Here is a 17,883-nt window from a genome sequence, read left to right on the forward strand (position 1 = left end):
TCACCTGGCTGATCTGGCCGATCGCCGCGCTGGTCTTCGCCGCGCTCACCGCAACCGTCTCCGCGATTAAGAAAAAGTAAAAACGCATTTATATGCAGACAGGCCGAACGTTCGTTCGGCCTGTCTTTGTTTGGTGAATTATATATACCGTATTTGTACGGACGATTATGAATCGTCCGTACAAATATGGGTCGTAATCCGCATGACGGACGGACGCGGCGGACGGCGCGGGCGGGCGATTCATAATCGCCCCTACGGCATTACGGGTCATAAATTAACGGCGCGCAGGCGAACCATGGTTCGTGATGCCCTGCACCCTACAATTGCACGGCGGGCGATTCATAATCGCCCCTACAAATTGATATTTAATCCTCGATGTGCTCGATGGGTTCGATGGTGAACTCGTGGTCGAACGGGGTCAGGGCGTTGAAGAAAATGTTATATTTCGAGCCCGAGACCGGCACCGAGCCGAACAGCCCTTCGGTGACGAAGGTCTCGGCGAACGCGGGGCCGATCTTGACACCGCTGGTGCCCGTCTCGACCTTGACGTAGCCCTTGGAGGCGACCAGCTTTCCGCCCGCGTTCGCGCGGATGGTGTAGCCGTCGCCGAAGATGACCGCGTTCGGGTTGACGCCCATCTCAAAACGGACGGGGGCTTTGGTGCAGCCGTCGATCTTCATGCGGACGGCAAAGCCCTTTTCGGTGCGCTTGACTTCCAGCGTCGCGTCGACCGTGATCGGGCCGGTGGTCTCACGCTTGGAACGGTCCATCTTGTTGAAGTCGCTCGTGCCCTGATATTCTTTGTACGGCAAATAATAGGTGCCCTCGCCGTGGTAGTCCATCTGATAGCCGTTTTCGATTTTGCGAATGTTTTTCACCTTGATGTGCCGCTCGTTGAAGAAGTGGATGCCGCCGCGGATATACATGTCCACTTCGCCCGACTGCAGAAAGAAAAACGTCTCGTTGTTTTCCATGATCGAAACCGTCATGCCGTTGTGCCCCATGCGCACGATGCCCGAATCCTTAAAGTGATAATCGTATTCGGTCGGCATATACGGCTCGACGTCCGGGATCTCGACGAGCTCGGGCTCGGTCATCATCTCGGTCAGACCGACCTGGAAAACGCGGCCTTTTTTGAGGCATTCGTCGATGATCGCGCGCCCCATGCCGAGCAGCTCGTTATCCTTAAGCAGATGCCCGGCCTTGAGATACTGATAGATATATTTGTCGGCGTAGACGCTGGTGCCCCTGTCCTGCCGCGTGGAGTTCTGGGTGAAGATCTCGAAATTGGTGTGGTAATAGGCCGCCATCATCTTGAGGTTGCGGCGAACCGGCTCGAGCAGTTCGGGCTTGTTGAGCTCCTCCGCCAGAATCAGCATCGCCATATTATTGATCTGGTTGTAGCCGCCCGCCGAGCGCTCGGCGTATTCGCCGTCCTCGTTGCAGTCGATTCCCTCGTTCAAAAAGGCGTTGATGCGGGTGAGGTATTCCTTTTTGCCCGTGATGTTCATCGCGAGCGCCAGCGCCGCCGACTCGACCCAGCGGTGGTTCGGCGTGTGGAAGCCGCCCGCGAAAATGCCGTCCGCGAGTTTGGAAAGCGCGTCGTAAAGGCGCTTTTTCAGCTCTTCGCCGCGCGCGTCGGTCTTTCGGTTTTTGATGAAGTGATAGGTTTTGCACAAGCCGATATTCGTAAAAGACGTGTCGGGCGCGGAGTAATAGTTCGCAAGGTGCAGATCGATGACGCCCGACGGGCGAAGGTTATTGTATAAGAAAGTGAACAGCAGATCGGCGGCGTGATAGGCCTCATCGCTCCTGTAATATTTACTTTCGGGGCAAAAATAGAGCATGATGGCATTGCTGACCGAACCGCCCGCGCCGTAGGGCACGAGGCCGAAGTCGCAGTTCAGATAACCGCCGTGCTGCCAGTCGTCGGCTTTGATCATCTGATTTCGGATGAGATTCGCGAACCCCTTGTCGGAGTTCTCGACGGCCGCTTTGTAAAGGTCGATGGTGTATTTCATAAAATCCTCCCGCGCATGATTGTAATCACTCTTATTATTATAACAGTCCATTCTGAAATGACAACCCTAAAATAAGACTTTATAATCAAAATCGTCATTGCGAGAGGTTTCAACCCCGCGACAATTCAGTAGGGGCGATTCATAATCGCCCGTAAGATGGCACAAGCACGCGGGCGATTGCGAATCGCCCCTACTTCTATTATATCAACCCTACCGAAATGACAACCCAAATTCGGATTTTTAGGACAAGTATTTTCAGAATTGACGCATTGCGGGGGTTATGTTAAAATCATTGCAGATGATTGTAATCCGGCATGATTTTGACGGGAGGATTGAAAGTGAGATTCATACAGAGGCTGATCTGTGAAATCTTCGGCCACAAATGGAAGGGGTGCCATTGCGTTCGGTGCGGCGATTGGCGCGACGAAGAACATCAATATCAAGCAATGGAAAACCCCTGTGAGCAGCGCTGCTCGCGTTGCGCTTATGTGAAATCGGAGCACATCTGGGAGGGAACCGGCTGCGTCAAGACCTGCAAGACCTGCGGAAAAACCGAAGGGCAGCACTTCTGGCAATATAAAGGCGATCGGGTGGTGTGCGGCTGCGGCGCGGCCAAGCACAAGCTCTATCGCTCCTACTGCGAAAATCCCATCACGGAGTACACCTGCGAAATCTGCGGTAAATCAGGCGGCACCAACGACAACAGGGAATTCGGTTACGACTTTCTCAAAGCACCTTGCGTTGAGCCGAACGACCCAAAAACGTGAATCAATCCCCTGAAGTTAAAACCCTGAAACCGATTGTCGCACCGCTGCTCGGTTGGTACGGCGAAAACGCCCGCGTGCTGCCTTGGCGCGAGAACACCGACCCCTACCGCGTTTGGGTGTCGGAGATCATGCTGCAGCAGACCCGCGTCGAGACCGTCATCCCCTATTATAACCGTTTTCTGACGGTTCTGCCGGACATCGAAGCGCTGGCGGAATGCGATGAACAGGCGCTTTTAAAGCTCTGGGAGGGGCTGGGGTATTATTCCCGCGTGCGCAATCTGCAAAAGGCGGCGCAGGTGATTGTGCAAAAATTCGGCGGGCGGTTCCCCGATGAATTTGACGATATTTTATCGCTGCCCGGCATCGGAACCTATACGGCGGGTGCGATTTCTTCGATTTGCTTTGAAAAGCCGATTCCGGCGGTGGACGGGAATGTGCTTCGCGTACTCTCGCGGGTGTTAGGCAGCGAAGCGGATATCGCCCTGCCAGAAGTCAAGACGAAATTTACCGAGCTGTTGAGACAGATTTACCCTAAAGGTCATTGCGGGGATTTTACGCAGGCGTTGATGGAACTCGGCGCAATGGTCTGCCTGCCGAACGGAATGCCGCAGTGTATGGTCTGCCCGCTCGCTGCTTTATGCGAGGCCAACCGAACCGGAAGACAGGCGGAACTGCCGAATAAAAGCAAAAAAGCGCCCCGAAAGAAAGAGGAAAAGACCGTCTTTTTGCTCATCTGCGGGGACAAGATCGCCCTGCAAAAGCGCCCCGAAGGCGTTTTGCTCGGCGGGTTATGGGAGTTTCCGAACGTGCCCGGACACCTGACCCCGAAACAGGCCAAAGAAGTCTTGGCGCAATGGAACATCGAGGCCGTTTCGGTTGAGAAAGGCCCCCGCAAAAAGCATATTTTCACCCACATCGAGTGGGAGATGACGAGTTATCTTGTTTCCTGCGAGAACATGCCCGGGCAATTCACCTGGGTCACGCGGGAGGAATTGGCCAATAACCTTGCCCTGCCCTCTGCGTTTCAGGGGTTTAAAAGTGTTTTAAAATAGCAAATCCGGACGGGAAATCGAGTTAACGCTATATAACTCAACCGTTTAGATGGTTTATGTCAATAACCGCCCTGCCCGAAACTCTCGATTTTCCACCCCGTTTGAGGGGACTCGTAAACCATACGGCAATCCCAAGATTGTTCCCCATTCTCATTGGTCACCATTTTGTTATACAGAAGATTCACATCTACTCTAAAAGTTTCAGTGCTTTCATCAAGTTTTCCGGTCGGTTCTATTTTTAGCAGCTTTGCGGATTTCAGGTTTTCAAAAGCGGATTTTGCGCCGATATCGGCATCCGCCAAAGGCAAGACCATCACATTATTATACAATTCATCGTTGGGCATATTCACTGTCAGATATTCTAACAGCATCTTTTTCGAGAGACAGTATACAGCGCTCTTGGCGTCTTTTTTTTCAAGCGCCGTGAGATATTCCCTGATCACCTGTTCCGGATCTGATTTAGACAGCTTTTCCTCGGCTCCGTCCGCTTGAACTTTGTTTACAAGCCATTCGTCAAGCGTTTTGCCCGTGACCGTTTCAAAGCTGTTTCCTTTTAAACTGCATGCGTTAAATGCGCTGTGCCGCCCGGCGCTGACGAATGCGCCGATGATTTTACCGCCTGATTTAACAACGATGCCCCTGCAATCCCGTGAGGGACTGAACTCTTTCGGCAAACTCTCAAGAATTCTGTAAATTTTAACATCGATGTTTTTATCGGCATATGGGCTCATGTCAAGGCCGATATCCTTTGAGAGTTCATTGTTGTAGGCGAAATAATAGGCATTCGGATTAAAACCGAGCAGCGTATTGATATCGCTTAATTTGTCTTTCCGCTCTCTGATTTGATAAGCAAGCGTCCATCCGTATTGTTTGAAAAGTGCCGCATCCGTCTCATCGATATTGAAAGAGATATTTTTGTTTCCGAAAAGCGAATCGATATAACGCGCAAAATCTGTCCCAATATCGAAGCGGCTGCCGTCTTTTATCATGTAGGCCTTATTATAAAGTGTATCGTAATGAAGCTCGCAGCTGTATCCGCCGGTTTTATTCGACAATTCAATCATATACCGGCCGGTATTATTGCTTTCGGGGTCCCCCTCCTGCTTGGAGGGCTTGCCTGCCTTGATTGTTGAGTCGATGTACGCCACTGCCCGGAGATCGGTGATTTTAAACGCATCCGACGGATTAAATAAGTTGCTCGCGGAGATGCCCGAGATTTTCACGCATATATATTCCGTGGTATACGTCGCTTGCGATATCCCGGACACATCACCTTGACTCGAGGAATTTGAAGGTGCTCCTTCCGTCCGCCCGCAGGCGAAAAGAGAGAGGCCGACCGCAGCGACCAATATCATCGCCGCGATGTTATTCCATAATGGTTGTTTTTTGTCATTTAACACATTGATCAACCTTCCCTTTACTCCGGAGCCGGACACGTCCCCTCGGATTCAAAATCAACCTGTCTATCACCTGATGTGTCAGTTGTTGCTTCCAGTATAATCCCTCTTTGCAATGTTGTCAAGATATAGAATTGTTAAGATTACGGCCTGTTGGTGTATGTCATTCCGAGCGCAAGCCGAGGAATCTCGGACAGATTACAGTCATTCCGAGCGCAAGCCGAGGAATCTCGGGCTGATGAGGGCTTGTTGGTGGCGAGGTCCTTCGCTTTCGCTCAGGATGACAATGCAAAGGGCGGCGGGGCAATTGCCCCGCCGCCTTCTTCAAATGTTATTCTACTTAAACCGAAACGCATTCGCGCCGAGATAGGCCGCGCTTTCGCCTAAACCCTCTTCGATGAGCAGCAGGCGGTTGTATTTTGCGGTACGCTCGCCGCGGCTGGGCGCGCCGGTCTTGATAAAGCCGCAGTTCGACGCGACCGCGAGATCGGCGATGGTCGCGTCCGGGGTCTCGCCCGAACGGTGTGAAACGACCGCGGTGTAACCCGCCCTCTGTGCCATCTTGATGGCCTCGATGGTCTCGGACACGCTGCCGATTTGGTTGAGTTTAATCAAAATCGAGTTTGCGCAGCCGCCCTTGATGCCCTGACCGAGCCGCTCGGTGTTCGTGACGAACAGATCGTCGCCGACCAGCTGCACTTTTCTGCCCATCGTCGCGGTGATGGCCTTCCAGCCCTCCCAGTCCTCCTCGTCGAGCGGGTCTTCGAGGGACAGAATCGGGTATTTGCCGCAGAGGTCGTCCCAGTATTTGATCAGCTCGTCGGTAGTAAACTGCTTGCCGCTCTTGGGCTGCTTATAATTGCCTTCTTCGCCCTTCCACTCGCTCGCGGCGGCGTCGATGGCCAACACAAAGTCCTCGCCCGGCGTGTAGCCGCAGTCCTCGATGGCCGACAAAATCAGATTGATCGCCTCGGTCTCGCTGCCGAGGTTCGGCGCAAAACCGCCCTCGTCGCCGACCGAAGTCGAGAGGTTTTTGCTCTTCAATTCCTTGGCGAGCGCGTGGAAGACCTCGGCGCACTGCCGCAGGCCGTCGGTAAAGTCCTTCGCCCCGACCGGCATGATCATGAATTCCTGGATGTCGATATTGTTCGCCGCATGCGCGCCGCCGTTTAAAATGTTCATCATGGGCACCGGGAGAACCGTTGCGAAAACGCCGCCCAAAAAACGATAAAGCGGCATTCCGAACGCCTTTGCGGCGGCTTTCGCGGAAGCGATGGAGACCGCCAGAATCGCGTTCGCGCCGAGTTTGCTCTTGTCCTTGGTCCCGTCGGCTTTTTTCATCGCCGCGTCGATGGCATAGATGTCCGAGGCGTCCATGCCGGAAAGGGTCTTGTTGATGACCCCGTTGATATTCCCGACGGCTTTCAGCGTGCCCTTGCCGCCGTAGCGCTTTTTGTCGCCGTCGCGCAGTTCCAGGGCCTCGTAGATGCCGGTGGACGCGCCGCTCGGCACTTCGCCGACGCCGACGGTGCCGTCCTGCAAAATCACTTCGGCTTCGACGGTGGGATTTCCCCGGGAATCGAGAATTTCCCGCCCGGTGATTCTTTTTATTTTCAAATTGTCCATCATTTCTGAAACCTCCTGCCTAACCGATAGTTTTCAACTTGTATAGGCAAATTATACCGCTTTTGCCGATCGGATTCAAGGCGGAAGCATTGAATTCACTGATATCAATCATGCATACAGCCATATCGATACAGTCATTGCCCGCAAAATGGTAATCTTTGCCTCCCTTGTTAAAGGGAGGCAAAGGAATTTTCACATTCATTCCCTTGTCCATTTCGTGACTTTTTCGACGATCTCATCCGCTTCCTGCGGGGTTGCCGCCGGAGTGCTCAAAAACAGGCCCTTGGAAGACAGCTCCGACATCACCGTTTCGATTTCATTGTTTTCGACATAGAGCCACAGGCCTTTCCCCGCGGCCTGCACTTTTTTCAGCAGGTCCATATACGGCAGCACGCTTTTGCCCACGCCGGGATAGATCTGCATCGCGTTCAGATTCGGCAGCGCGCATAATGCGTCCACATGCTTGAACGCGCCGACGCCGTCCACGTGGTACAGGGTGTTCGTAAAAAACTTCGTCTTCATTTCGATGCTCGGCAAAAAGATCTCATTGTACATCTCGCGCGAGATCATGTAGGCAAAATCATTTTGGATCGTATAAGTTTTTCGGTCGCCCCACATCCCGAGCCAATCGCAGACGCCGTTGTGTTCGCCGTCAACGATTTTGTAATAGTCATCGAATAAATCCAAACTGAGCTTGACCAGGTGCATATCGAAGTCGCGGACATAGTCCGGGTACTCGCACAGGTCGATTAACAATTCTTCGGTTCCGCGCAGTGCGGCCAGGGTGTCGCCGGAGGACGCAAGCAGGTATAACGTGGGAAGGCACAGCCCTTTTGATTCCGAAACTGCGGTTTTCAGGCATTTTTCCTCGTGCAGCTTCCAAAAGCTGAACGGATTTAATGAAATTTTACGGTAATCATGCGCGATGATTTCTCCGTCGGATAACATCGGAAAGACCCAGGCCGTACGGTCATGCAGTTCGACGTCCGCGCCGATCATCGCCGCCATGGTGTTGGTGAACGGGTATCTCCCCGGTCTCCACCGGGGCACGGAATCGCCGGCCCAATAAGTGTTTTCCAACACAAACGCATTGGCTTCGTGAAAGAATCCGAAATCCGTCCACATCTCGCGGAGATTCGCACGAACCGGCGCTGCTTTTGAAATATCAATAGGCGCCGCCACGTTGACGCAGCAGCGGTCGACGATCTCCCGATTCCAAAACGCCCGATATCGCTCCCGCACCTTTTCCCAATCGGGTTTATATTGATATTTTACTGTCGTCATCCGATTCCACCCCATCGTATAATCACATGGATTTTTATATTCCAACAACAGCACCCGGTTTACAGACAGTGTAATCAGCCAGTGAGATGTTTTAATTATTCGGCACAAAATGCAGTTTTTTTATCATGTCTTCGCGGGTGTCTTTATAGTAGATGCTATACTCGCCCGGTGCAATTTTCAAATTGTTTTCTTCCATGTATGTACAGATGTTCGGAACTTTATCGGTATATATGTCATAAATATAAATCGTTTCTTCGCCTGCGAAACCCTTGTCTCTCTTCAATCTCGCGGCGTCATAAACGTCACCGTCTTTCACAACGAAATTGGGAACCTCTGTGACCTCGAGCGAAGATAACGTATAACTGAACTTTGCTCCGTTATGAAGGTAAAATTCAATGCAGTCATCCGTTTTCCATTTTATAAAGGTACCCGAAACAACCGGATCTTCGTAAAAGAATGAAATTTCAAACAGCAATTCCCATTTGTCTTCGGCAATATCATAGAGGTATAAATATTGCATGGCTGGCTTGATCCAGTATTCCTCGGGATACAGTATGTTAAAGGTCACGATCTTTGTGCCGGCCGCATTCACGTCGGATGCAATAATGAAACTGCTTTCGAAATGATCACGGTAACTGTTATCCATGATATTCTTTTCTTGACCTGTCTCAATATCGATAATAGTTTCCCGGTCGATTAAGGCTTGCTCGTTATCGATCCATTTTACAGTTCTTCTAAACTTATAACCATAATCCTTAACGAAATGTTCAAAATCGTTCAAGAACAGATAGCTTATGTAATATGTCCAGTCGGTATCCCAATAACCAATCTCAGCCACTATTTCAATATATTGATTTTTTCCGTCGGGAGAGGTATGGACATTGTATGCTTCCACGAAATTAATGAACGCATCGTCCTCTAAATGCGGCTGCAAAAACGCCTTGTATTCATCGAGGGTATAAGGCGAACCAGACGGAACACTCGGCTGGCTGTAAATATCGGGAACGCTGTTTGTTTCGCTTGACTCTGGATTCGAAGCGGCGGGAATGCTGCTAGCTTCGCTTGACTGAGGTGTCTGCATACATGCGCTGAAAGCAAACAGAACCGCAAAGCCGATAAGCAGCCAATATTTCCGTTGTTTCATCTTAAAGTCGCTCCTTTTGTTTTGATATGAGAACGATTTTCATATAGGGTTGCGGGTCATAATCCGCACGGAATCCATGCGGCGGGGACGGCCGCAGCGGGTGGTGGATACCCTTGCCTCCCTTGTTAAAGGGAGGGGGACCGCCGCAGCGGTGGTGGGATTCCGTCCCGCCGCAGCGGTGAGGGAATTCATACCTTATTCACCAAAGCCGTCCTCACAACTTGATCAATATATTCGCAAACCTCGTTGAAATTGTGAGTTACTTCGTTATTCGGAATCCGGATAACCGTTATACCTCTTTCCTCAATTCTCGCAGTTCTGATCTTATCTTTCAGCATTCCCTGAACCTCATAATGCTGAGAACCGTCTAATTCGATCACAAGATTAGCCCTCGCACAGTAAAAATCGGCGATATAATAATCGATAACTTTTTGTCGGAGGAATCGAACCGGATAGTTATGTAAAAACGAATACCACAAGTATCGTTCTTCATTTGTCATTTCTTTTCGGAGTTTTCTTGCATTTGGGGTAAGAGCCGGATTGTGTTTATAATCTATCATATCTCACCTACGCTGAATCCCCCCACCGTTGCGACGGTCCCCCTCCCTTTAACAAGGGAGGCAAAAAAATTTATTTGCCGTAATATTCCCCGACATAAGGAATTTCTCTGAATTCTTTAGTGTAGAAATTATAACTCAATCGTTGCTTTTTTTCCGTGTTGAATGAAACCTCGTTCTCGTTTTCGCGTTTAAAATGGAGGCCGCTATTTGCAAAATATTCCGTATCAAATGGCCGCTCCGCCAACTCTTTCCATGCTCTGTCCTTTAAATTAAATTGAAACAAATAAAACACCATATCATAATCATCAACATATATCAGGGAATCCAATTCTTCGACATAAAGTCCCGACCGCATATGCAATTCTATCATTCCTAAATACCAATGATTTATCACCGTCTTCCCCATATCTGTTTTTTCACCGGTTTTCAAATTTATAATAAACTCCGCGGCAATCGCCGCTGTATCAATGTCTATCCAAACAGCTCCGACAGATTCTTGAGAATTGTTGTCATAAACATAAAAGAAATGATCAAAGTCATTGAGAAAAATAAAATTTCGATCTCCTATCCAATAATCGGGAGTACCCTCGGTTACCATTACCTCGATGAACTTTTGTGTTTTATCCGGAGAGGGATATTCATATACTTTATTAATCGATAATATTGCGTTTTCAGAATGCTTCGAGAGGATCTCAATCAACTCGTCCTCATTAAATTGTTCTTCGAGATTTATCGTTGTCTCAGCGCTGTTGACAACACTGTTTACTACGCTTGATGTTTCGGAAACAACCGCGCTTGACAACGAACTCGAAACGGCGGGAACGTTGCTTGTTTCGCTTGACTGAGGTGTCTGCATACATGCGCTGAAAGCAAACAGAACCGCAAAGCCGATAAGAAAACAATATTTATATCGTTTCATCTTAAAGTCGCTCCTCGTTTTGTTATGAGCACAATTTTATATAGAATAGCGGGTCGTAATCAGTACGGAATCCAGGCGGTGGGACAGGGACGAGGATGGCCATCGTATTTCGCCGCCGTTACCCTTTGTAGCCGTATTCGAGCAGGCGGCTGCGGCAGATCTCCCGCTCTTCATCGGTAAACAGCGGTTCGTATTCCGGTTTGATGACGTGCGCCTCAACCGACAGATCCAGACGCTTTAATTCAAACAGTTTTGTAAACCCGTATGACGGGTCTGCGGTATGTATCAGTTTTTTTGCCGTCATGACCCCGCCGTGGGTGTTGAGCATCGCCGCGAAATACGCCGGGGTGTATTTCAGTTTTCTCGCTTCCGCGCAGATTTGTTCCATGTCATGGTGAAACCGTTTTTCGAGTTCGCCCGGCATTTAAAAACCCTCTTTCGATCAGATTTTTCGCGTGTTATGGTCCCGTGATTTCTTTCACATTGGAAACAGTATACCAAAAATTACATTAAATTGCAAATATTTTTAAAGCCGGTAAAAAACGAGAATTTTATGTTGAATTTGCGCGCCGATCCGTTTCCGCCGGTTGACAAAATGTGAAAAATATGGTAATTTATAAACAGCGCTTTGAAAAAATCCCCGAAAAAGTCAGAACGGACCTGCACAGGCATCTGCCCGAATCGGGGATATGCGCTGACAGTAAAAGGAGGAAAAAAACAGATGAAAAAATTGATGAAAAGATCCGCTCTTGTCGCCTTGATTTTGATGCTGACGGCCGCATTGCTGCTGACAGGGTGTTTCGCAAAACCGAAAACCCAGGGCATCAAGACCAGCGAAGGCGAGATCGTCGTCGGAGAACAGATGGCATGGCCGGATGCCGACATGCCCGGGCTCAGCAAACCGGACGCGACCATCGTCTCGGTGGTCAGGGACAACGCCTCCGGAAGCTGCATGGTGATCTTTTCCGATATGGCCGCAGACGATGCGTCAAACTATATCGCCGCTCTGAAACAGCAGGGTTTTGAGCCGGTTCTGGATATGACCGAGACGGACTCATACCTCTTCTCGGGCGCCAGGACCGACGGCGAGAACGTCACGTTCTCATACACCATCTCCACAAAAGAGGGGACCGTCACCCATACGCCCGCTCAGGGCAGCTGACAGACGGACTTAGATTAATCCCGGCCTGTTGGCCAACCATCTTATAAAAGCAAAGAAACCGGAGTTTAACGCTCCGGTTTTTTGGTTTTGAAGAGGAGGTAATCCAGTCGTCATTGCGAGGGGCTATAGACGTCTCGTACGCAGCTTTCAGCGCAACGCATCGTGCGCTCCCGTCATTGCGAGCGCCAGCGCGGCAATCCAGGCCTCTTCGTATATGTGCACTGCATTTCCGTAATTGCCGTGCAATTTGAATTGCCTTGCAATTTGAATTGCCGCGCAATTTATTGCCTTCATCCCCTTGCGGGATATATCCCGCGTATATCCTCATGTAATGACGCGGGGTATCTGAATCACCGCGCAATACAGTCATTCTGTCTCCAAATGAAAGGAATAAGAAATGTATATCATTAGCTTTTTACAATCCGCACGCTGTAATCATCGTAGCGCAAATCCATTTTATAACCTATGAAGCGGCCTAATTCAATATACAACAACATATCTCCGATATATTTCCCTTCTTCATAACTGACATATCCTGCGCACTCATCAAAATCATCGCCTTTTGTTATTGTAACAGACGACCAACCATACTCGAATTCATCCATTTGCAAAGTTACATCATCAGAGATAATTGTTTTATGCTCCTTGTCAAAAGTATATTGAACATCAAGCCCATCTAAAAATTCAAACAGATCCATCTCAAGAAAAGCGTAACTCAATAAAGGTGCCGTCGAAAATGTTATTTCTTTTTCATTGATGAAAACTTTTGCGGGCCGGGGACCGAAGATTTTTAAAAACTCATCCTGTGTATAGACCTTCTGAAATATATAATCACCGTATTTCTCATTCGATAACGGCACTGTCATAAAATACGCCTGCGTTTCTGTGATCGCCGTAATGGCATAACCTACTGCATTATCCATACAATCTAAACTTACAATGACAATCTTTTGGATGTTCTCTATGCCGTTTTCTCGGAAACATTGTTTGACAGCGTCTTCATCACACAGAAAAGTAATCGCTCGTTGAAAGTATTCATTTGAGCTAAACTCATCCCATCTATTGTCCGGGTCATTGAGGGCAAGAAACGGGCCTTGCTGGCGAGATCCGTCTTCTCTTGAGATTCCGGTTACTAATAACTGACCGTTTTGCTCCTCAAAGCGACAAATAATGTGCATATCCGGATATAAGTGATTGTCCCGGGGATTATTAATAAACTCAATGACGTCGTCGCAGCTCTCACCGCCAAAAGAATCTAAGCTCATATATATTGGTTGGTTTTCGGAATTTGCGGAATTTATAGAGTTCGCGGAATTTACGGAATTTGTTGTCGCACATCCGCAAAGAAATAACATCGTCAGCAATATACAGAGTGTCTTTTTCATATTGATCTCCCTTTATATTAGCCTTTTTTGCTCGTTGCAAAATATCCTACAATTATCTGTCGGGCAGCAGTTGTTTTATCAAATAATACATATTACATGGTGATTATTAACGTTGATTTTATTCTTTCATAAGCCCTAATCGTTTTATTGAGAATGTTTGCCAAGTGTTTACTTGAATAATACCCTTTCTCCTCCGAAATGTCAACTCCGGTATTTTCATAAAAGTTACTTTTAAGCGTTACATCGTGCGGGCAATGTGGTATAATTTTACCGAATCAACTTTCGGAAGGCGACGCATGGAGACGAAAAATTATTTTACGGTAAAATCCCTCACCAAAGAACACATTCCGTTTTTCATCGGCTGGGTCATGATGTTCATCTGGCTCTATTCCTATTTTTTGCCCTTCGGCGGCTTTCGGTTCGAAAGCAACCTCTATAACGATAAGGTGGGCAGCGACCTGCTGTTCACGTTTGTCTGGCTGCTCTCCGGAGCGATTTCCGGGTTGCTCATCAACGGCAAAAATTCTGCGCGCCTGACTTTTTACAGCGTTATCACGGCCATCCTCGGGTTTGTCTCGATGCGCTTTACGCCGGCGGGGTTTATCTCCGATCTCATTATGATCGTCAGTTCCGCCGCGATCGGATATCTGTTCGCGTCCTATTGCTACGCGTTTTTCATGGTGCTCAACAACGCCGAGAAGTTTTACGCGATGCTGCTCGCGGTGTTCATCCCGAAACTGCTGATGCTGTTAAAGCCGCTGTTAAACGACCCCGACGTCGAAATCGACGGCGCGAATATTTTGATTTTCATATTCCTGTTGGTGTTGCTCTGCTGCGCGTTTTTGAGTTTGAAACGGAAAAACGCCCCCGAACTCGCCGAAAAAGAGGATTCGAAACCGCCTGCGAAGGCCTATTCGCTGATGCTGCTGGTGTTTGCGGTGCTTGCGCTAAACGACGTGATCGCCCCTGCGGTCATCAAGAGTATTCATGAAAAGCTCGGTATCGGGTTTGAGCCGTACTATTTTGCTGGCATTGTTTTGGGGATCTTGATTATCGTGGTCTTTCAGATCATGCTGAAAAACGATCTTTATTATCTGCTGAATCTGTCTTTCGCCTGTGCCGCGCTGGGTTTTGTCTCGAGCGCGCTGTGCATTTCGAATAAAACATATGCGTTCGCGTCGTTCGTGTTTTTCGGGCTCTCGTATGCACTCGGGTTTGTGAATATCTATTATCTCGCGGGGTTCATGGCGAAAAAGTTTCGCAGCATCGTGTTTTACAGGGCCGGAATCGCGCTCTCCTCAGTGTTTTATCTATCCGCGATTTTGATTTCACAGCTGTTTGAGCGGCTGCACGGGGGTTCTTTTGAAGACCTGATCGCTTTTTCCGCGTTTTCCTCGGTTTTGATTTTGATTTTGTTTTTGCTCTCGACGCCGTTTTTCTTGAAAAACCTGAGCTCCCGAGAGTGGATGGACGATACATACCGAATCGACATCACGCATGAGACCCGCCTTGCCGCGAAGCTGAAAGACTATAACCTCTCTCCTCGCGAGATCGAGACCTGCGAAAAGCTGCTGGAGGGACTCACTTTAAGGCAAATCGGCGCGATGATGGGCATTTCGTTTTCGACCGTCAACACCTACTGCACCAGCATTTATAAAAAGCTGAACATCAACAGCCGGACGGAACTGCTCGTCATGTTTCGGGAATATCAAAATGCCGAAAAGTAAATAATGGCGTCATAAAGCCGTTTTTGCCCCTATCATTACTATTAATGATGGGGGTATTTCAATAGTTTTAGCGAATTGATTTTTGCTTCGTTATCGCTATGATGAAATCGATACCGCGCGGGGGGAGTGAAACCCCAACGCCGGGGATTTAAACAAATCGGAGGAAAAATAAACAAATGAACAAATCAATGCAAAAAATCGCTCTTGTCACCTTGATTTTGATGCTGACGGCAGCTCTTCTTTTATCGGGATGCGGATTGCTGAAGCCGAAAACGCAGGGCATTAAAACAAGCGAAGGCGAGATTGTCGTCGGTGAGAATGTGAAATGGCCGGATGCCGATATGCCGGGACTGACCAAACCGAACGCGACCGTCGTCACGGTGATCAGGGACAACGCTTCCGGAAGCTGCTCGGTGGCCTTTTCCGAAATGACCGCCGAAACGGCGACCCAATATATCGCCTCTCTGAAACAGCAGGGTTATGCGCCGGTCCTGGACATGACCGATACGGACGGATATCTTTTCTCGGGTGCCAAGTCCGACGGTGAAAACGTCACGTTCACTTACACCAATTCCACCAAAGAGGGAACCATCACCTATACACCCGCTCAGGGCGGCGTTTCGGGAGTGACGGGGACATCTGAATTGACTGATGCCTCCGAAGCACAGGGGCCGGTCGATATGACGGACGTATCCCCGTGGCCGAACAACTTCCTTGCCGGCGTACCGGAGCTGAAAGGCAAGATCACGAATGTCTCGAATCAGAACAACCAGAATGTGACGGTCGAACTCTCCTATGTGGAAAAAGCCGATTTTGAAGCCTATGTCAGCACGCTCAAGAAAAACGGCTACACCGTCGATGCCGACGAGAGCAAAGATTCGTACACCTATGATTTCAGGGCCTACAACGAAAACGGCGACTACGTGAACGCCTATCTGTATTTTGAGAGCAAAACCGCGACGGTTTATATGGAAAAGGCCGTCAAGGATTAAATAACCACACCACTACCTTTCAGATTTGAGCCGCAGGGCCCTCCGAATCACCAACGGAGGGCCCTGCGGCTTTATTGGCTGTTTTATACGGTGCCCTGATGCCGAAAGTTCGGAAACAAATCGAGCCATTCCTCCGCGGTCATCCCGTATACATCAGCCGACTGCCCGGCGTCGGCCTTCGTCGGGTCGCTGCCCGCGGCGCCGCTGCTCTGTTCGTCAAGCTGTTTCGCAAGCTGCTGCGCATATTTTTGCAGCAGCGCCAGCGCCGCGATATCGCCGTTTTGCTGTGCCTCGGAGATGGCGATGCCGAGCTCCCTGACCGCGGTGTCATAGCCGCTTGAATTGGCGTTCAGGGCGTTTTGGTATTCGTTTGTCAGGCCGGCCTGACCGGTCTCCTGCCAGCCGCTGCCGGCAAGGCCTGCCGAACGGATGTTCTGACTGAGTTTGCCCGTCGGGTTATACCCCCGCAGGAAGGTCAGACCGGCCTCGCGGTTTGCGTCGGTTCGGGCTTTGCCGGCTTGTTCTTTTTGCCGGTTCAGACGATCGATCGCCTGCTGTGTCTTGAGCCGCTGCGCTTCGGCCGCGGTGCCGTATTTTTCATAAAGCGCGGTACGGCGCCTGCTCTCTTCCGGATCTTCTGCCGTCGGATACGGATTGTTCGCCGCGCCCGGCGGCAGCAGATATTCGTTATTCAAAATTGCCATTTTCGTTCCCCTCACTTTGCTTTCGGTTTTGCCGGCAGCGCCCGGACCCCTGCCATCACATGGTCGAGGTATCCGTTGCCGCAGAGTTCGTCGTGATAGATTTTGTGCATGTCGATCAGGTCTTCGAGGTCCTCTTCGGAGACCTCCCCCGCGGCGGCGTATTTCCGGCCGAGATATTTGATCTTGTCATATAACAGCTGGCGGACGCCCGCGCGCACACCGTCTTTTTTTGCCCTTTGGTCGCGGACCAGCGCGAACACGCCGCTGATCAGAGCCGACAGCGCGCCGCTCCCGAGGATCGCCGCGAAAATCTCCATGCGAAAACCCCCTTAAAAGTTCGCCTTGTCCGTGGGATTATTCAGCAGCCCGAACACCGTGAACGCCTCGAGCGCCGCCGCAACGATGCCCGAGATCGCCGCGCTCCATTCGGGGCCGATGACGCCGGTCAGCACGAGAATCGAAAGAATCTGCGCCGCCAGAGACGACCAAAAAACCGGGGATTTCAATCTGTTTTGTTTCATATTATTTTCTCCTTAATATATTTGTGGGGAGAAGGTCATCGGACTCGGTCCGACTGACCTTTCCGTGCGAACCGGAGTCCCCATGGGCTTTGATTCGCGAAAATGCTTCGGTTTGATCATATGATTGCATGAATATGGTTTGACAAAGTCAATCAACCATCGGCGTGCGAAATTCGCAAGCATCGGATGCGATCCGACGGAAGGGTCAAGACCTTTCCTACAGGGATGCGGCTCCGCCCTCAAACCACAATCATCGCTTTTTCCACAAAGGCGATTTTCGCGGTTCTGCGAGTTGGGTAAATCACCGCAGACATTTTTCCGACGTCGCCGAGATACGTGATCTCGTCTTTTTTAAAGATTTTGCCGATCTTCTGTTTTTTGTTCATTGTCGCGTATGCCGGGCTGTCGATTTTCACCCGCGCCGTCCGGTACGGGATCTCGTTGACCGCTTCTTCGGCTTGATAGTCGATATAAACGCACTCGCACCATTTTTCCCAGGCCCGGTCGGTGAGCTTCGTCCTGACGACGCCGTTTCCGAATTCTCCTTTGGTGCACTCGATCACTTGTCCGTTCCCGACGTAGACGCCGCAATGGCCTTTCTTCGAGACGATCAGCCCGGGCC

At 49.9% G+C, this 17,883-nt stretch carries 18 protein-coding genes; 5 read left to right on the forward strand and 13 right to left on the reverse strand.

What is annotated here, in order from left to right:
* Positions 1-365: 365 nt before the first annotated feature.
* On the reverse strand, positions 366-2,021 hold the full coding sequence (locus PKH29_03165) for a hypothetical protein (GenBank protein ID HNX13835.1): 1,656 nt from the start codon (positions 2,019-2,021) through the stop codon (positions 366-368).
* A gap of 338 nt (positions 2,022-2,359) precedes the next feature.
* Between PKH29_03165 and PKH29_03170 the strand changes: the two genes are divergently transcribed.
* Together PKH29_03170 and mutY are read left to right on the forward strand one after the other, a co-directional pair.
* Positions 2,360-2,788: a hypothetical protein gene (locus PKH29_03170; GenBank protein ID HNX13836.1), complete on the forward strand. Its 429-nt coding sequence runs from the start codon at positions 2,360-2,362 to the stop codon at positions 2,786-2,788.
* On the forward strand, positions 2,785-3,840 hold the full coding sequence (gene mutY, locus PKH29_03175) for an A/G-specific adenine glycosylase (protein ID HNX13837.1): 1,056 nt from the start codon (positions 2,785-2,787) through the stop codon (positions 3,838-3,840). The genes PKH29_03170 and mutY overlap by 4 nt, the downstream gene beginning before the upstream one ends.
* A gap of 59 nt (positions 3,841-3,899) precedes the next feature.
* Here mutY and PKH29_03180 read toward each other — a convergent pair whose 3' ends face one another.
* The 7 genes from PKH29_03180 to PKH29_03210 form a co-directional block, all read right to left on the reverse strand.
* Positions 3,900-5,240 (reverse strand): DUF4829 domain-containing protein, encoded by a 1,341-nt coding sequence (locus PKH29_03180; GenBank protein ID HNX13838.1) that lies wholly within the window; start codon positions 5,238-5,240, stop codon positions 3,900-3,902.
* 333 nt (positions 5,241-5,573) lie between these two features.
* Complete coding sequence (gene eno / locus PKH29_03185; GenBank protein HNX13839.1) at positions 5,574-6,863, reverse strand: phosphopyruvate hydratase; 1,290 nt, start codon at positions 6,861-6,863, stop codon at positions 5,574-5,576.
* 198 nt (positions 6,864-7,061) lie between these two features.
* Positions 7,062-8,147, reverse strand: a complete 1,086-nt coding sequence (locus PKH29_03190) for a hypothetical protein (GenBank protein HNX13840.1) — start codon at positions 8,145-8,147, stop codon at positions 7,062-7,064.
* Between the two features lie 91 nt (positions 8,148-8,238).
* Positions 8,239-9,291, reverse strand: coding sequence for a hypothetical protein (locus tag PKH29_03195; GenBank protein HNX13841.1), 1,053 nt, complete (start codon positions 9,289-9,291; stop codon positions 8,239-8,241).
* Between the two features lie 188 nt (positions 9,292-9,479).
* Entirely contained in the window at positions 9,480-9,851 is a 372-nt protein-coding gene (locus PKH29_03200) for an endonuclease domain-containing protein (protein HNX13842.1), read from the reverse strand.
* A 70-nt stretch (positions 9,852-9,921) separates the two neighbouring features.
* Positions 9,922-10,770 (reverse strand): hypothetical protein, encoded by an 849-nt coding sequence (locus PKH29_03205; protein ID HNX13843.1) that lies wholly within the window; start codon positions 10,768-10,770, stop codon positions 9,922-9,924.
* 118 nt (positions 10,771-10,888) lie between these two features.
* Positions 10,889-11,194 (reverse strand): hypothetical protein, encoded by a 306-nt coding sequence (locus tag PKH29_03210; protein HNX13844.1) that lies wholly within the window; start codon positions 11,192-11,194, stop codon positions 10,889-10,891.
* 297 nt (positions 11,195-11,491) lie between these two features.
* On the opposite strand from PKH29_03210, the gene PKH29_03215 reads away from it, so the two are divergent.
* Complete coding sequence (locus tag PKH29_03215; protein HNX13845.1) at positions 11,492-11,932, forward strand: hypothetical protein; 441 nt, start codon at positions 11,492-11,494, stop codon at positions 11,930-11,932.
* Positions 11,933-12,339: 407 nt separating this feature from the next.
* Here the strand turns inward: PKH29_03215 and PKH29_03220 are convergent, their stop codons facing one another.
* Positions 12,340-13,317, reverse strand: a complete 978-nt coding sequence (locus PKH29_03220) for a hypothetical protein (GenBank protein HNX13846.1) — start codon at positions 13,315-13,317, stop codon at positions 12,340-12,342.
* A gap of 296 nt (positions 13,318-13,613) precedes the next feature.
* Here PKH29_03220 and PKH29_03225 point away from each other — a divergent pair, with 296 nt between their 5' ends.
* Both PKH29_03225 and PKH29_03230 read left to right on the forward strand, forming a co-directional pair.
* Entirely contained in the window at positions 13,614-15,044 is a 1,431-nt protein-coding gene (locus PKH29_03225) for a helix-turn-helix transcriptional regulator (protein HNX13847.1), read from the forward strand.
* 176 nt (positions 15,045-15,220) lie between these two features.
* Entirely contained in the window at positions 15,221-16,036 is an 816-nt protein-coding gene (locus PKH29_03230) for a hypothetical protein (protein HNX13848.1), read from the forward strand.
* 83 nt (positions 16,037-16,119) lie between these two features.
* On the opposite strand, the gene PKH29_03235 is transcribed toward PKH29_03230, so the two are convergent.
* The 4 genes from PKH29_03235 to PKH29_03250 all read right to left on the reverse strand — a co-directional run.
* Positions 16,120-16,740, reverse strand: a complete 621-nt coding sequence (locus PKH29_03235) for a hypothetical protein (GenBank protein ID HNX13849.1) — start codon at positions 16,738-16,740, stop codon at positions 16,120-16,122.
* Between the two features lie 11 nt (positions 16,741-16,751).
* Complete coding sequence (locus PKH29_03240) at positions 16,752-17,057, reverse strand: hypothetical protein (GenBank protein HNX13850.1); 306 nt, start codon at positions 17,055-17,057, stop codon at positions 16,752-16,754.
* 12 nt (positions 17,058-17,069) lie between these two features.
* The gene (locus tag PKH29_03245; protein ID HNX13851.1) at positions 17,070-17,261 is read right to left on the reverse strand and encodes a phage holin; all 192 of its coding nucleotides are present in this window, start codon (positions 17,259-17,261) and stop codon (positions 17,070-17,072) included.
* A gap of 239 nt (positions 17,262-17,500) precedes the next feature.
* On the reverse strand, positions 17,501-17,883 hold a 383-nt coding region (locus PKH29_03250; protein HNX13852.1), incomplete at its 5' end, for a hypothetical protein.

It is taken from the genome of Oscillospiraceae bacterium, from assembly GCA_035353335.1.
Classification (GTDB): domain Bacteria; phylum Bacillota; class Clostridia; order Oscillospirales; family JAKOTC01; genus DAOPZJ01.

Excerpts from the sequence above, each read along its gene's own strand:
- PKH29_03165 (HNX13835.1), bottom strand. The coding sequence starts at position 2,021 with ATGAAATACACCATCGACCTTTACAAAGCGGCCGTCGAGAACTCCGAC.
- eno (HNX13839.1), bottom strand. The coding sequence starts at position 6,863 with ATGGACAATTTGAAAATAAAAAGAATCACCGGGCGGGAAATTCTCGAT.
- PKH29_03190 (HNX13840.1), bottom strand. The coding sequence starts at position 8,147 with ATGACGACAGTAAAATATCAATATAAACCCGATTGGGAAAAGGTGCGG.
- PKH29_03195 (HNX13841.1), bottom strand. The coding sequence starts at position 9,291 with ATGAAACAACGGAAATATTGGCTGCTTATCGGCTTTGCGGTTCTGTTT.
- PKH29_03200 (HNX13842.1), bottom strand. The coding sequence starts at position 9,851 with ATGATAGATTATAAACACAATCCGGCTCTTACCCCAAATGCAAGAAAA.
- PKH29_03205 (HNX13843.1), bottom strand. The coding sequence starts at position 10,770 with ATGAAACGATATAAATATTGTTTTCTTATCGGCTTTGCGGTTCTGTTT.
- PKH29_03210 (HNX13844.1), bottom strand. The coding sequence starts at position 11,194 with ATGCCGGGCGAACTCGAAAAACGGTTTCACCATGACATGGAACAAATC.
- PKH29_03215 (HNX13845.1), top strand. The coding sequence starts at position 11,492 with ATGAAAAAATTGATGAAAAGATCCGCTCTTGTCGCCTTGATTTTGATG.
- PKH29_03220 (HNX13846.1), bottom strand. The coding sequence starts at position 13,317 with ATGAAAAAGACACTCTGTATATTGCTGACGATGTTATTTCTTTGCGGA.
- PKH29_03225 (HNX13847.1), top strand. The coding sequence starts at position 13,614 with ATGGAGACGAAAAATTATTTTACGGTAAAATCCCTCACCAAAGAACAC.
- PKH29_03230 (HNX13848.1), top strand. The coding sequence starts at position 15,221 with ATGAACAAATCAATGCAAAAAATCGCTCTTGTCACCTTGATTTTGATG.
- PKH29_03235 (HNX13849.1), bottom strand. The coding sequence starts at position 16,740 with ATGGCAATTTTGAATAACGAATATCTGCTGCCGCCGGGCGCGGCGAAC.
- PKH29_03240 (HNX13850.1), bottom strand. The coding sequence starts at position 17,057 with ATGGAGATTTTCGCGGCGATCCTCGGGAGCGGCGCGCTGTCGGCTCTG.
- PKH29_03245 (HNX13851.1), bottom strand. The coding sequence starts at position 17,261 with ATGAAACAAAACAGATTGAAATCCCCGGTTTTTTGGTCGTCTCTGGCG.